The organism is Pseudomonas sp. 30_B (assembly GCF_017491605.1).
In the GTDB taxonomy this organism is placed as follows: domain Bacteria; phylum Pseudomonadota; class Gammaproteobacteria; order Pseudomonadales; family Pseudomonadaceae; genus Pseudomonas.
In genome coordinates this window covers 199,903-214,379 of the sequence record NZ_JAFGYY010000008.1, presented here as the reverse complement: position 1 = coordinate 214,379, position 14,477 = coordinate 199,903, and the positions used below count along the sequence as shown (strand labels likewise).

Below are 14,477 nucleotides of genomic sequence, written 5' to 3'. Positions count from 1 at the left end.
TTCGCGGACAAGGTCCGCTCCTACACCAAACCGGTCACGGCCGTGTTTCCCTGTAGGAGCAGGCATGAAAAAGCCCGGCAGATGCCGGGCTTTGCTTTACCTGTAGGAGCGAGCTTGCTCGCGAACGCTCTTGAGACGGATGTTTCAGAGCACCCCGAACACCTTCTTCGCCATCCCGGTGGCCGCGGCGGCCGGGTCCTGGCGGATGCTCTTCTCCTGCTCGGCGATGATCTTGAACAGGCCGTCCAGCGCTTCCTCGGTCACGTAGTTCTCGACGTTGGCGCTCTTGGCATCGACCACGCCGAAGGCGGTGGCCTGGCTGGCGAAGGCGTTGTACTGCTTGGCCACCCCGACCTGGTCGGTGGCCTGCTTGATGATCGGCAGGAACTTGGCGCGCAGCTGTTCGCGGCTGCTGCGGTTCAGGTAGTCGGTGGCGGCATGGTCGCCGCCCTGGAGGATGCCCTTGGCGTCGGTCACGGTCATCTTCTTCACCGCATCCACCAGCAGCGCCTGGGCCTGCGGCATGGCGGCCTCGGCGGCCTTGTTCATGCTGGCTTCCAGCTGGTCGACCTGGGCGCCCATGCCGAACTGCTTCATGGTCTTGGCGGCCTTGCCCAGCTTGCCGGGCAGCTCGATGCGCACCTGCGGGTCATTGCTGAAGCCGCCGGGCTGGCTGAGCTGTTTCACGGCCACCTGTGCGCCCTGGGTCAGGGCGTCCTTCAGGCCGGTGGATGCGTCGCTCTGGCTGAGGTCGGAGAGGGACAGGGCGAAGGCGTTGACCGAGAGCAGGGCGCCGGCCAGCAGGGCAGGGATTCGCAACATCGAGACTTCCTTGAGCGAAGCTCGGCGGCCTAGCTGGCCGTCGAGGTGAAAAATGAGGCGCGGAGAGTAACGGACGGAGGCCGTCGGGGAAAACCCGGAGGTGCGATGAATCAGCGCACAGGGACGGAGCATTGGAACGTGCCGGGTGCGACGGGTTCCCTGGTCAGCGCCATTCTTCGGGCGCGGCGGACTTCCAATCGCTGAAGGCGGACTTCAGGTCGAACTGATAGGGGTAACCCAGTTCGACGAGGCGAGCGGGATGGATATTGTTGGAACGCACCAGCTTGCGGATACGAACCGGGCTGAACGGGTGGCGAATGCCCAGCGGGCGGGCGACCAGGTCTATGCAATGGGCGGCGCCAAGCAGGACGTGGAAGGGGATCTCCGGCACGCGCCGTTTCACCCCGGCCACCTGGCAGACGGTATCGACATAGTCCTGGATCGACGGCCCGGGATTCATCGACATGTTGAACAGTGAGTAGTGCTCCCCCTGGGCCTTCTGCCGTTCGAGCATCCAGTACATGGCATTGCACAGCTCCTTGACGTAGGTGCCGGCCTTCCGGGTATCGCGGTTGCCCATGTAGAAGAAGTAGTGACGCAGCACCGCCTTGATCAGGCGCGAGACATTGCCGCCCTCGCCGGGACCGAACACCACGCCGGGCCGCACGATCACCAGGTGCCGCGTGTCCTGGTCTGCCGCGAGCCAGGCCAGGTGCATCTTCTCCGCCACCAGTTTCGATCCGCCATAGGCGGTCATGGGGACGGGCAGCGAGCGCTCGTCCTTCTGTTCCTCGCTCGGCCCGTAGGGAGAGATCGAACTGGTGAAGATGATGTCGTTGCAACCCACGCGTTCGGCCCAGGCACAGACATGCTGGGCGCCCTGCAGGTTGGTCTCGTAATACTCGAAGTCGTCATGACCGGGTTCGCGATGCACGGCGGCGAAGTTCGCGATGAGCGAAATCGATTCCGCGGGCGTCCAGTCGATGGGTTGGCGAACATCGCCGCGAACCTCGACGATGCCGGCAGATTCCTGCACCAGCCTGGTTCGATAGGGGAAAGGTTTGTCGGCGACCTGTTCCTTGTCGAACAGATAGACCTTTTCGAAGGCTCCCGTTGCCAGCAGGTGCCTGGCAAAGAAAACGCCTATGAAGCCGGAGCCTCCGAAGATGACGGCACAGCGCATGATGGACCTGCAATGGGTGAGTATTCACCGGTCATGAAAACGGGATGGCCACCTGTTCGTCCTCAGGAGTGCTGCCTGACTTCGGGAGGTAGGCCGGGGTCGTGTCTTTCCGTGGAGGGCGTCTGGGTCAGTGCCTGGTTCACGAATGCCTTGATGCGCTGCTGGAATACGGGTTTTGCGAAACGCTGCGCATGCAGGTGCATTTCTGCCGGAGTGAAATCGAACTCGCCACGCTCAAGCTGCCTGACGGCCTCCATCAATGCATCGACGCTTTGTTCCTGAAACAGAATGCCGGTCTTGCCATGAATGACGGTATCCAGGGCGCCGCCTTTTCCGTAGGCGATCACCGGAGCGCCTGCCGCCATGGCTTCGACCGGGACGATGCCGAAATCCTCCATCCCCGGGAAAATCAACCCGCGGCAGCGTTGCAGCAGATCCTGAATGACTGAAAAGGGCTGACGCCCCATCAACTTGACGTTTGGCGCGGCGATCTTCGTCAACGACTCGAACAGCTCGCCTTCGCCGACCACCACCAGGGGCAGTCCGAGCCTGTTGAAGGCTTCGACCGCCATGTCGGCGCGTTTGTAGGCGACCAGCTGGCCCAGGCACAGATAGAAGTCACCCCGCTCCAGCCGCGGATTGAAGTCCGAGACGTTGACGGGGGGAAAGATGATTTCCGAGTCGCGCCGGTAGAACTTCCGGATGCGCGATGCAACGAAGGTCGAGTTGGCGATGAAGTAGTCGACGCGGTCCGCCGAAAGCCTGTCCCAGACCCTGAGCCAATGGGCAATGACGGGGAACAGTGTTCGAACGAAACGCCCCGCTCCGGACAGGTACTCGTGATACATGTCCCACACATAGCGCATGGGCGAATGGCAATAACAGATGTGAACGGAGTCAGGGCGGGTAATGACGCCCTTGGCTGGGCCGGATTCGCTACTGATGATCAGGTCATACGGCGTGAGATCGAGCTGTTCGAGCGCAAGCGGCATGAGGGGCAAGTACTTCTGATAGTGCCTGCGCGCTTTGGGCAGTTTCGAAATGAATGTCGTGCCTATCTTTCCCTGGAAGTTTCCAGGCAATGCCTGGCGCACGACCTGCTCATCGCAGACATGGATGAAGATATCCGCGTCGGGATACAGCTCCGCAATTGCGGAGCAGACGGCCTCGCCGCCGCGATTGCTCAGCCACCAGTAGTGGATGATCGCGACCTTGGTGATATGAGGTGTCTTCATATTCAGACGCAGGCTCCGAGTCAGTTGAGCGACTACCTGGAGAGACCAAACTGCGGAATATGGTCGGGCAGAACCTCAGCGTAGTCTTTTTGCTACGCGGTCGTGGCAGAGCGGACGCTACGTTTGTCGGCCGTCGAACTATCGGCGCGCCAGCAGGCGCTCTGCCCAGCTGGCCACGGCACGCTCGATCAACCCGTAGCTGTGCTCGAAGGCTTCCGGTCCCTGGCGGTACGGGTCGGGAATCTCCTGTTCGCTTTGCCACTTGCCGAGCAGGAAGATTTTCCCGCGTGTTTCGGGGACGCGCTGGATCATGCTCTGGATCTGGCCCTGCTCCATGGTCAGGATCAGGTCGGCCTCATGGGCAAGCTCGGCGGTCAGCTGGCGTGCGCGGTGCGATGGCGGGCGATGACCGTGGTGCTGGAGGGTGGCCAGGGCGGTACAGTCGATGGGATGGTCGACCAGCGCGCCGAGCCCGGCGGAGCTGACGGCGATGTCACTGCCCTGCAAGGCTTCGCGCAGCAGGTGCTCGGCGATGGGGCTACGGCAGATGTTGCCGGTGCAGACGATCAGAATCCTGTCGAACACGAGGGCGTTCCTGACCGCGGAAAGGGGGGATCGCCAAAAATCTATCGACCGTGACAAGCAGGCGTCAAGCGGCCGGTATCAACCGGCCGCTGCCTTTCAGTTCCCCGGAGTGACCGCAGGCTGTTCGGCCGGTGTTGCCGGGTTCGGCTGCTCCAGCGCAACCTGGCGGATGGAGAGCCGGATTTCCGCCGGCAATACCCGCTTGGCCGCGCCCTCGGCCAGCTCGCCCAGCAGCTCGTGGAAGCTCAGCTTGCCGTTCTCGTCCTTGCGCAGCACGTCTTCCTCCAGCAGCGTCTGGATGAAATGGCGGAACAGGCTCTTGTCGAAGAACTCGGGGGCGTTCAGGCCGTGCAGGATCGACAGGCGCTGGGCCATGACGGTGCAGAGGTTTTCCAGCTCCTCGGCGGTGAGCTGCTTCTGTCCGGCGTTGAGCACCAGCGAAATCGACATGTAGAAGCGCTGCAGCGTCTGGGTGATGGCACGGGCCAGCAGGGTCAACAGTACGAACTGGCGCGAGCTGGGCGCCGGGCGGATGAAGGTGTCGTTCTCCTGCCTGAGCAGTTCACCGTCGACCATGGCTTGCAGCCACTGGTCGACCACCGCGTCCAGCTCGTCCAGATTCCAGCGGATGAACAGCTCGGCCTGGAGATACGGATACAGCGCGCGGGTGTAGCGCAGCAGCTGCTCGCGGCTGATTCGCCCGCTGTTCTGGAAGAAGCTGGCGATCAGCGCGGGCAGGGCGAAGATGTGCAGGATGTTGTTGCGGTAGTAGGTCATCAGTACCGCGTTCTGCTCGTCGAGGTAGCAGATGCGGCCGAGGGCGTCCTTCTGCTCGCTGAGCAGGTTCATGCTCTTCACGTATTCGATCTGCTGCTGGCCGTCGCCGTCGGGCAGGGTGGCGCTGGGCGAGTAGGGCACCTTGCGCAGCAGGCCGAGGTAGAGGTCGATGACCCGCGCCAGGGCGGTTTCGTCCAGCGCCAGGCGGGTGGTGGAGAGCAGCGCCAGGGCCACCAGGTTCACCGGATTGATCGCGGCGGCGTCGTTCAGGTGACGGGCGACGTCGCGGGCCAGGTGGTGGGTGGTTTCCGACAGCCAGGCCGGGCGGAACTCCGGGGCCAGTTCCTGCTGGCGCCAGTCCGGCTGCTGCTGGTCGAGGAAGCGGTCGAGGTGGATCGGCTCGCCGAAGTTCACCCAGACCTGCCCGAAGCGCTGCTTCAGCGCGCCGATGACCTTGAAGATGTCGAAGATCGACTCCTTCTTCTTCGCCGCGCCGCGCAGTTCGCCCAGGTAGGTGCGGCCTTCGAGCACGCGCTCGTAGCCGATGTACACGGGGACGAAGACGATGGGGCGGCGCGAGTCGCGCAGGAAGCTGCGCAGGGTGATCGCCAGCATCCCGGTGCGCGGGTGCAGCATGCGCCCGGTGCGCGAGCGGCCGCCTTCGACGAAGTATTCGGTGGAGAAGCCGCGGCTGAACAGGGTGTGCAGGTATTCGTTGAACACCGCGGTGTACAGCTGGTTGCCCTTGAAGCTGCGACGCATGAAGAAGGCGCCGCCACGGCGCAGGATCGAGCCGACGATGGGCATGTTGAGGTTGATGCCGGCGGCGATGTGCGGCGGGGTCAGGCCGTTGCGGAACAGCAGGTAGGACAGCAGCAGGTAGTCGATGTGGCTGCGGTGGCAGGGCACGTAGACGATCTCGTGGCCCTGGGCGACGTCCTGCACGCGCTCGATGTGGTTGACCTTCACGCCCTCGTAGAGCTTGTTCCAGAACCAGGTCAGGGTTACTTCGAGGAAACGGATCACCGGGTAGGAGACATCGGCGGCGATCTCGTTGGCGTAGCGCAGCGCGGTGGCCTCGGCCTTCTCCTGGGAGATCTTCTGGGTTTCGCACTCTTCCTGGATCGCCTGGCGCACCAGCGGCGCGCGCAGCAGGCCCTTGACCAGGGTGCGGCGGTGGGAAAGGTCCGGGCCGATCACGGCGGTCTTCTGGTTGCGGAAGTGCACCCGCAGGATGCGTTGCACCATGCGCAGGGTGCGCGCGTGGCCCTTGTTCTGCTCCACCAGCTCGCGCAGATGGATAGGCGCGGAGAACTGCACGCGGGTCTTGCGGCCGAGGATCAGGATGCGCGCCAGCTTGCGCAGGCGCCCGGTCACCGCCCAGTTGTCGGCGAACAGCAACTTCCAGGCGCTCTTTTCGCTATCCGGCGATTGTCCCCAGAACACGCTGACGGGGACGATCTGCGCGTCGTCGATCCCGTTCTGGCCAATGGCATTGAGCGTGCGTACCAGCGTCGGCGGTGCGCCGCGCTTGTCCTGGCGGCCAAGCCAGTCGGGCTCCGGAGTCAGGTAGAAGAAGGCCGCGGGCTCGATGGACTCGCCGATAGCGACCGGCATCACCGGGCGCGGCAGGCCGGCCTTGCGGCATTCTGTGTCGACCACGGCCAGATCGCTGACCGAGGGCTGCTGCAGGACGTAGAGGACCGGTTTGCTGCGGTCGATCTTCAGGCTGAAGGCCGACTGGTTGATGGTTTCCGAGCGCACCCAGAGGTACAGCAGGCGGCGCAGGGCACCAAAACCGAAGCGGCGGAACGGGTAACGAGGCATACAGGCCCTATGGCTGGCAGAAATAAAACGAGCGATTACTCAGGAGCGTTAGTGTGCCGGATCGGCGGGTCTGCGGCAAAGCCGCAGGCGGCTGGTCGGCGGCAGCGAACGCCGTATCGGCAGGGACTATCCTGCTAACTCAGGGTTCCCATTTATGGAGGTGGAACGATGCGTAAAGTGACTTTTGGATGCTTGTTGGCGCTGGTCTGCATAGCGCCGGCAGGAGCGCAGACGGTGGTGCCGCTCAATGGCCAGAGCAGCCAGCAGGTGCAACAGGACATGGACTACTGCAACGGGGTTGCCGCCAATGCCGCGAGCAGCTCGACCACCAGCACCGACCCGAAGGTCGGCGGGCGAGTGCGGGGCGCGGCCAGGGGCGCGGCCGCCGGGGCGGTGGCCGCCGAAGTGCGCGGCCAGCAGCACGACGAGATCTACGACCGGGCCAGCGATGACGCCAAGCAGCAGTACCGGCAGAACCGTGCCGGCGAAGTCGCCGCCGCCGGGGCCGTGGTGGGGGCATCCCGCCAGCGCCAGGATCGCCGTCAGGACCGCCGCAACCAGCAGGCCACGCAGAGCCAGGCGAGTTCCTCGGCCTACAGCAGCTGCCTGCAGGGGCGTGGCTACCAGGTCAACCCGTGACACCTCGCGACCGCAGGCGGTGTCGGCCATTTGAGGGTTTCGCCTTGGGCGAGATTCTGGCACTGCGTCCGGTTGCTATGCAGGGACGCAAACCCTGATCGGAAAAGTGGCTCCGGGTGTTGCGAAAACGCCCGGAACCATCGTGCAAAGTTGTGCAGGAGTCCAAGTTCGAAACACTTTCGTTACGCTGGGTAACGAGCACCAAAATGGCCCTGCAAGCCCCGTAAAATGGCACTTTGGCTCGATGAGTCACAGGCGCGCGGACTTGTTGAAAAAGTGCTTTTCAGCTGTAACTTTTGATTTATATACTCGGGATCGCGGTCGCCTTCGGGCGTTATTCGAATTGCCTTCCAACGCGCCTCGGGCTCGGGTCGGATGATGCGGAAAACGTTCAGTCGGACGAGCCGTCGAAGTCCTCATTTCGGGGGCCACCCAAAAATAATAGGCAAGTTGGAGAGTGTGGTAATGGCTGATCGTGAGGTCGGAACCGTCAAGTGGTTCAATGACGCCAAAGGTTATGGATTCATTCAACGCGATAGCGGTCCGGACGTTTTCGTTCACTACCGTGCCATTCGTGGCGATGGTCACCGCTCCCTGGCCGAAGGCCAGAAAGTGGAGTTCTCGGTGATCCAGGGTCAGAAAGGCCTCCAGGCGGAAGACGTCGCCAAGGTCTGAGCCCCCGAAGACGACAAAGGCCCGTCCAATGGACGGGCCTTTGTTTTTACAGCCTTGCGCAGGACGGCTTCAGCCCGTGCGCCAGGTGATCTCCTCGACGCCGGCGGTGGTTACCTTCAGCCAGCGGTCCGCATCTTCCTCGCCCTGATCCTCGCTCCAGCTTCCCGGTGCGCAGCGCACTTCGACGTCCAGCGCGGCGCAGGCATCGCGGGCACAGGCGACATCGTCGTCCCACGGAGTCTTGTCGCTGTCCAGGAACAGGCTGTTCCACTTGCCCACGGCCTTGGGCAGCCAGGTGGCGGGAATGCTGCCGGCGGTGCACTTGAAGGTCTCGCCCTGGGCGCGCCATTCGGAGCAGGGGCCAAGGGCCTTTTCCAGCCAGGCGCTGACGGCGGCCTGGTCGGCATCCTTGATGTAGATCTCGATATCCGGTTGGCGCATGGCGTCCTCGTAAGCCGGTTCAAGGCCGAGCCGAGCGATGCTCAGGCTAGGCAAAAATAGGTTCAAAAGCGCAGTTTACGTGGAGTAAATGAGCACTTTGAACCTGTTTTTAACGCCGCATGGGCGAACGCAAGCCGGCCTTGGGCCGGCTTCAGGGTTCCTGGCGTTCCAGCCAATCGTAGCGTACCGCGACCGTCACCTCGAACGGCTCGGCGAGGATACGCTCGCGCCGCTCGGGGTTGACCCGCCAACCGTGGGGCGTCATCGCCAGCAGGTGTTCGCGGGCTTCGCGGGTGTGCAGCGGCAGCTTGAAGCTCAGTTGCTCACTGTGCGCCAGTTTCAGCTCTTCGGGCAGGTCGGCGAGGTGCTTGTCTTCGACGTACTCGCGCACTTCGTCGTACAGGCGCTGGCGCAGCTCCAGCAGGTGGTCGCGGGCCGGGCCCAGGCGCAGCACGCCGCCGCCGGGCGTCAGCAGGCGCGCCGCTTCCTTCCAGTCGATCGGGCTGAATACGCTGGCCAGCAGCTGACAGGAGGCGTCGGCCAGCGGCACGCGAGCCATGCTGGCGACCATCCAGGTCAGCTGCGGGGCGCGCTTGCAGGCGCGTTTCACGGCCTCGCGGGAGATGTCCAGCGCATAGCCGTCGGCCTGTGGCAGGGCTTCACCCAGCTGCGCGGTGTAGTAGCCCTCGCCGCAACCGATATCCAGCCAGCGCCCAGGAGCGCGCTCGGCGGCGAGTTCGGCCAGGCGTCTGGCCAGCGGAGCATAGTGGCCCGCGCCGAGGAAGTGCCGGCGTGCCTCGACCATGGCGGCGTTGTCGCCCGGATCGAGGCTCTTCTTGTGCTGCACCGGCAGCAGGTTCAGGTAGCCCTGGCGGGCACGGTCGAAGCGGTGGCCGGCGGGGCAGGCGACACCGTTATCGACCTCGGTCAGCGCCTCGCGGCACAGCGGGCAGATCAGCATCCTTTCTTCCCTTGCGGCGGCACCAGCGGCTGCGGCAGGTCGTTGCGCAGCACCGTGGGCAGGGAGCGGCGGCGCTGGGCGATCTGGTACACGCGCAGGGAATAGCGGCGCTCGGCGGCTGGCGCGGGCGGCGGGGTGTCGGGCTGTACGGCGCCCAGGCAGAAGCCTTTGTTCGGTCCACTCATGCCAGCAGTCGCACCAGGGTCTGGTAATAGATTTCGGTCAGCACATCGAGGTCGCTGGCCAGCACGCGTTCGTCCACCTGGTGGATGGTGGCGTTGACCGGGCCGAGCTCGACCACCTGGGTACCCATGGTGGCGATGAAGCGGCCGTCGGAGGTGCCGCCGGAGGTCGACGGAGTGGTCTCGCGGCCGGTGACCGCGCGGATCGCCGCCGCCACGCCATCGAGCAGCTCACCCGGCTGGGTGAGGAACGGCAGGCCGGACAGCGCCCAGTCGATGTGCCAGTCGAGGCCGTGCTTGTCGAGGATCGCCGCGACGCGTTGCTGCAGGCTTTCGACGGTGGATTCGGTGGAGAAGCGGAAGTTGAAGATCACCTTCAGCTCGCCCGGGATCACGTTGGTCGCGCCGGTGCCGCCATTGATGTTGGAGATCTGGAAGCTGGTCGGCGGGAAGTAGTCGTTGCCGTTGTCCCAGTGCTCGGCGGCTAGCTCGGCCAGGGCCGGGGCGGCGAGGTGGATCGGGTTCTTCGCCAGGTGCGGGTAGGCCACGTGGCCCTGCTTGCCACGCACGCTGAGGGTGGCGCCGAGGGAACCGCGACGGCCGTTCTTGACGATGTCCCCGACCAGGGTGGTGCTCGACGGCTCGCCGACGATGCACCAGTCCAGACGCTCGTTGCGCGCCTTCAGGCGCTCGACCACGGCCTTGGTGCCGTGATGGGCGGGGCCTTCCTCGTCGCTGGTGATCAGGTAGGCGATGCTGCCGCGGTGGTCCGGGTGGTCGGCGACGAAGCGCTCGGTGGCGATGATCATCGACGCCAGGCTGCCTTTCATGTCGGCCGCGCCACGGCCGCAGAGCATGCCGTCGGCGTCGATCAGGGCGTCGAACGGCTGGTGCTGCCAGGCCTGCTCGGGGCCGGTGGGGACCACGTCGGTGTGGCCGGCGAAGCACAGCACCGGGCCATTGGCGCCGTCGCGGCCCTGGCGCAGGGCCCAGAAGTTATCTACCTCTTCGATGCGCATGGGCTCCAGGGCGAAGCCGCAGGCGTCCAGGCGCTGCATCATCAGCTGCTGGCAGTCGGCATCGACCGGCGTGACGGAGGGACGGCGAATCAGCTCGCAGGCGAGGGCCAGTGTCGGCGAGAGGGACATTGAGGGCATCCTGGGGGTGGAACGGAAAAAGGCGCCCATCTTAAAGCAAAAACGCCGGCATATGGCCGGCGTTCTTGGGAGGAGACGGATGGTGCACGAGCCGCTACACAAGGTCCCGGGATCGTAGGGCGTATAACGTTCGACGTTATACGCCGATTGACCTTGGCAGCAGGGCGCTCCGGGGTTGGCGCGGAGACGCCGCTCCAAGGCGTTTCAGGTTTGACCATGGCGCCGACGATGCGAGCGGTGTATCGGCGTACAACCGCGAACGGTTGTACGCCCTACGCGATAACTCCTTAGCTGGCCGGTGCGGCGTCCGCGACCGGTGCCTCCTGAGCCTTGGGCGCCGCGGACAGCAGCGCCATCACCAGGGCGGCAAGGTAGGGCAGCGACTGCACCAGCAGCATGGCCACCCAGAACATCATATCCCGGCTTGGCACGCCCTGTACCAGCACGATACCCAGTGCCGCGCCCCACAGCAGGAGCATGATGAAGACTTCCTCCCGCGCCTCGGCGAGCGCGACGAGGATGCCGTGGTTGGAAGCCATCTTCGGCGTGCGGAAGAACGGGATGGTCTTGGTGAACGCCCCGTAGAGCACCGCCTTGGCGATGGTGTGCGACAGCGCCAGGCCCGCCACCGCTGCCTGGAACGATCGTACGAGATTGACGCCCACGGCGCGGCGGTAGAGGAACAGGATCTTGCCGAACTTGAAGAAGAACAGCGCCAGCGGCGGGATGGCAAAGATCAGCAGCGGCGGGTCGACACGCTTGGGCACGATGATCATCGCCGACGACCACAGCAGCGCGCCGATGGTGAAGAAGATGTTCATGCCATCGGCGATCCACGGCAGCCAACCGGCGATGAAGTGGTAGCGCTGGCCGAGGGTGAGCTTGCTGTCCTTGCCCTGGAACAGGGCGCGGGCGTGGCCCTTCATGATCTGGATGGCGCCGTAGGCCCAGCGGAAGCGCTGCTTCTTGTAGTCGATGAAGGTGTCGGGCATCACGCCCTTGCCGAAGCTCTGGTGCGAGTAGGCGGCCGAGTAGCCCTTCTCGAACACCCGCAGGCCCAGTTCGGCGTCCTCGCAGATGGTCCAGTCGGCCCATTTCAGCTCGTCCATCACGGTGCGGCGGATCATGGTCATGGTGCCGTGCTGGATGATCGCGTCGCGGTCGTTGCGGGTGACCATGCCAATGTGGAAGAAGCCCTTGTATTCGGCGTAGCAGAGCTTCTTGAAGACGTTCTCCTCGCCGTCGTAGTAGTCCTGCGGGGATTGCACCACGGCGATCTTCGGATCGCTGAAGTGCGGCACCATCTGCTTGAGCCAGTTCGGCTCGACGCAATAGTCGGCGTCGATCACAGCGACGACTTCGGCGTCCGGCGCGGTGTGCGGCAGGATGTAGTTCAGCGCGCCGCCCTTGAAGCCGGCCAGCGGTGCGACGTGGAAGAAGCGGAAGCGCGGGCCGAGGATTTCGCAGTAGTCGCGCACCGGTTCCCAGACTGCCGGGTCCTTGGTGTTGTTATCGATGATCAGGACTTCGAAGTCCGGATAGTCGAGCCGGGACAGCGCGTCCAGGGTCTTCTTCATCATCTCCGGCGGCTCGTTGTAGCAGGGCACATGCACCGAGACCTTGGGCCGGTAGCCGGTATCGGTGAGCACCGGGTCGAACGGCCGGCGGCGCTTGCGCACCCAGACGGTCTCGGCCAGTTCGTGGGCCTCGGTGAGCAGCACGATGAATACGCCCAGCGCGCCGATGCCCAGCAGGCCGCCGACGGTCATGCTGAACCAGGTGCTGTACTGCTGGCTGTAGTCGTAGCCGATCCATACCAGCACCGAGCCGCCGGCGAAGGCGACCACGGTGAGGAAGGTGCGGCCGCGCTGGCGCAGGGCGCTGCCATCGATCATCAGCAGGGTCAGGGCGAGCAGCGCCATCACCACCGAGGCCACCGCCAGGGTGCGCCACTGCGGGATATTCACCACCGGGCCGGTGAAGTTGAACTTGGGCTGGCGCTGCGCGTTGTAGACGCCCCAGTAGGCGCCGACCGAGCCTTCGTCACCGACTTTCCACGGCTGGTCGAAGGCCTCGACGACGAAGTAGTTGTAGCCCTTCTTGTTCAGTGCATTGGTCAGCCGGCGCAGGTAGATGGCCTGGTCCGCCTGGGTGGCGTCGGCGCCACCGCGCATGCGGCCGTTGCTCGGCCAGCCGACCTCGGCCAGCAGCAGCGGCTTGCGCGGGAACTTGGCGCGCAGTTCGCGGGCGCGTTCGAGGACGAACGGCACGGCGGTGTCCATCGGGGTGTATTCCCAGTAGGGCAGGATGTGCGCCGCGATCAGGTCGACGTGCCTGGCCAGTTCCGGGTACTTCTCGTAGATATGCCACTGCTCGGCGGTGGTCACCGGTACCTTCACCGCCTTGCGCACGCGGTCCAGGTAGCCGGACAACTGCTCCACCGTGACCTCGCGGCGGAACAGGGCCTCGTTGCCGACGATCACCCGCACCACGCTGCGCGAGTTGTTGGCGATCTCGATGCCGCGCTCGATCTCGGCCTCGTTCTCGGCTTCGTCCGGGCCGATCCAGATCCCCAGGCTGACGCGCATGCCGAGCTCCTCGGCCAGGCGCGGGATGTCGGCCAGCGAACCCTTCACCGAGTAGGTGCGGATATTGTCGGTCTGCTTCGACACGAGCTCCAGGTCCGAACGGATTTCGTCGTCGCTGGGGAACTGGTTCTTCTGCGGATTCTGGTTCAGGCGGAAGGGCGAGAAGGAGAATCCGGAAATGCTTTCCGGCCAGTCGGGAACGCTGACGGGGCGGTTGTAGAGGGCCCAGAAACCGGTGAAGAGCGCCGCCAGGGCGACGAAGACCACCAGGTTGAGGCCGAACTTGCGTGCAGGCATGGTGCGATCGGGTTCCAAAGGGTGGAACGGGGAGGGGCCGGAATGGCGTCCGGGCGGGGCGCATCCTACCCCGCACTCCGGGGGCTGTACAGGTTGCCGGCGGTCCGTTGCGGTGGGGTGTCGGACGCTGGCTCCCGACAGTTTAGAATGGGCTGTAGGCGCGTGTATGAGACTGCCGAAAGTCAGCTTTGTTGCACGTCTGCCGACGCTGATTGCGGAAGGCTATAGAATGCCGGCCGTTTCGATACGAGGTGTGGTGAATGGAACTGGATGAACAGCGTTTCGGCGGTATCGCGCGGCTGTACGGCCGCGAGGGCCTGGAGCGGCTGGCGGCCAGCCATGTGGCGGTGGTCGGGATCGGCGGCGTGGGCTCCTGGGCGGCCGAGGCGCTGGCGCGTAGCGGCGTGGGCGAGATTTCGCTGTTCGATCTCGACGACGTCTGCGTCACCAATACCAACCGTCAGGTACACGCCATCCAGGGCGCCGTGGGCAAGCCCAAGGTCGAGGTCATGGCCGAGCGCCTGAAGGCGATCAACCCCGGCATCGTCGTCCATGCCGTGGCGGATTTCGTCACCCGTGAAACCATGGCGGACTACATCACCCCCGAGCTGGACTGCGTGATCGACTGCATCGACAGCGTTGCCGCCAAGGCCGCGTTGATTGCCTGGTGCAAGCGCCGCAAGCTGCAGATCATCACCACCGGCGGCGCCGGCGGGCAGGTGGACCCGACGCAGATCCAGGTCGCCGACCTGAACAAGACCTTCAACGATCCGCTGGCCGCGAAGGTCCGCTCGATGCTGCGCCGCGACTACAATTTTTCGCGCACGCCGGGCCGGCACTACAGCGTGCAGTGCGTGTTCTCCACCGAGCAGCTGCGCTACCCGAAACCGGACGGCACGGTGTGCCAGTCCAAGAGTTTCGTCGGCGAAGGGGTGAAGCTGGACTGCGCCGGTGGGTTCGGTGCAGTGATGATGGTCACCGCGACTTTCGGCATGGTCGCGGCGGCGCGGGCGGTGGACAAGATCGTCGCCGGAGCGCGTCGGCCGTCGGAGCGCGTTGCGGGCTGAATGCTCTTGTAGGAGCGGATTTATCCGCGATGGCCTCCGGC

Annotated in this window: 13 protein-coding genes; 3 read left to right on the top strand and 10 right to left on the bottom strand. The window is 64.7% G+C overall.

The window, feature by feature from the left end; all coding sequences use genetic code 11:
* Positions 1-144 precede the first annotated feature (144 nt).
* The 5 genes from J5M67_RS11645 to plsB all read right to left on the bottom strand — a co-directional run bounded on the left by J5M67_RS11645 (position 145) and on the right by plsB (position 6,429).
* Entirely contained in the window at positions 145-822 is a 678-nt protein-coding gene (locus J5M67_RS11645) for a DUF4197 domain-containing protein (RefSeq protein ID WP_207885465.1), read from the bottom strand.
* A 163-nt stretch (positions 823-985) separates the two neighbouring features.
* Complete coding sequence (locus J5M67_RS11640; RefSeq protein WP_207885464.1) at positions 986-2,005, bottom strand: NAD(P)-dependent oxidoreductase; 1,020 nt, start codon at positions 2,003-2,005, stop codon at positions 986-988.
* 62 nt (positions 2,006-2,067) lie between these two features.
* The gene (locus tag J5M67_RS11635) at positions 2,068-3,240 is read right to left on the bottom strand and encodes a glycosyltransferase (RefSeq protein ID WP_207885463.1); all 1,173 of its coding nucleotides are present in this window, start codon (positions 3,238-3,240) and stop codon (positions 2,068-2,070) included.
* Between the two features lie 138 nt (positions 3,241-3,378).
* On the bottom strand, positions 3,379-3,825 hold the full coding sequence (locus J5M67_RS11630; RefSeq protein WP_207885462.1) for a low molecular weight protein-tyrosine-phosphatase: 447 nt from the start codon (positions 3,823-3,825) through the stop codon (positions 3,379-3,381).
* Positions 3,826-3,921: 96 nt separating this feature from the next.
* Positions 3,922-6,429, bottom strand: a complete 2,508-nt coding sequence (gene plsB / locus J5M67_RS11625; RefSeq protein WP_207885461.1) for a glycerol-3-phosphate 1-O-acyltransferase PlsB — start codon at positions 6,427-6,429, stop codon at positions 3,922-3,924.
* A gap of 168 nt (positions 6,430-6,597) precedes the next feature.
* Between plsB and J5M67_RS11620 the strand changes: the two genes are divergently transcribed.
* Complete coding sequence (locus J5M67_RS11620; RefSeq protein WP_207885460.1) at positions 6,598-7,068, top strand: YMGG-like glycine zipper-containing protein; 471 nt, start codon at positions 6,598-6,600, stop codon at positions 7,066-7,068.
* A gap of 465 nt (positions 7,069-7,533) precedes the next feature.
* The gene (locus J5M67_RS11615; protein WP_207885459.1) at positions 7,534-7,743 is read left to right on the top strand and encodes a cold-shock protein; all 210 of its coding nucleotides are present in this window, start codon (positions 7,534-7,536) and stop codon (positions 7,741-7,743) included.
* Positions 7,744-7,812: 69 nt separating this feature from the next.
* On the opposite strand, the gene J5M67_RS11610 is transcribed toward J5M67_RS11615, so the two are convergent.
* The 5 genes from J5M67_RS11610 to J5M67_RS11590 all read right to left on the bottom strand — a co-directional run bounded on the left by J5M67_RS11610 (position 7,813) and on the right by J5M67_RS11590 (position 13,369).
* Positions 7,813-8,184 carry a hypothetical protein gene (locus J5M67_RS11610; RefSeq protein ID WP_207885458.1) on the bottom strand — a complete coding sequence of 124 codons (372 nt, stop codon included), beginning with the start codon at positions 8,182-8,184 and terminating at the stop codon, positions 7,813-7,815.
* Between the two features lie 151 nt (positions 8,185-8,335).
* Positions 8,336-9,145: a putative RNA methyltransferase gene (locus tag J5M67_RS11605; protein ID WP_207885457.1), complete on the bottom strand. Its 810-nt coding sequence runs from the start codon at positions 9,143-9,145 to the stop codon at positions 8,336-8,338.
* Positions 9,139-9,330, bottom strand: a complete 192-nt coding sequence (locus J5M67_RS11600; RefSeq protein WP_045209989.1) for a hypothetical protein — start codon at positions 9,328-9,330, stop codon at positions 9,139-9,141. Before J5M67_RS11600 ends, J5M67_RS11605 begins: the two co-directional genes overlap by 7 nt.
* Entirely contained in the window at positions 9,327-10,484 is a 1,158-nt protein-coding gene (gene dapE / locus J5M67_RS11595; protein ID WP_207885456.1) for a succinyl-diaminopimelate desuccinylase, read from the bottom strand. Before dapE ends, J5M67_RS11600 begins: the two co-directional genes overlap by 4 nt.
* A 287-nt stretch (positions 10,485-10,771) precedes the next feature.
* Entirely contained in the window at positions 10,772-13,369 is a 2,598-nt protein-coding gene (locus J5M67_RS11590) for a glycosyltransferase (protein ID WP_207885455.1), read from the bottom strand.
* Positions 13,370-13,629: 260 nt separating this feature from the next.
* On the opposite strand from J5M67_RS11590, the gene tcdA reads away from it, so the two are divergent.
* Complete coding sequence (gene tcdA, locus J5M67_RS11585) at positions 13,630-14,436, top strand: tRNA cyclic N6-threonylcarbamoyladenosine(37) synthase TcdA (RefSeq protein ID WP_207885454.1); 807 nt, start codon at positions 13,630-13,632, stop codon at positions 14,434-14,436.
* The last annotated feature ends 41 nt before the right edge of the window (positions 14,437-14,477 follow it).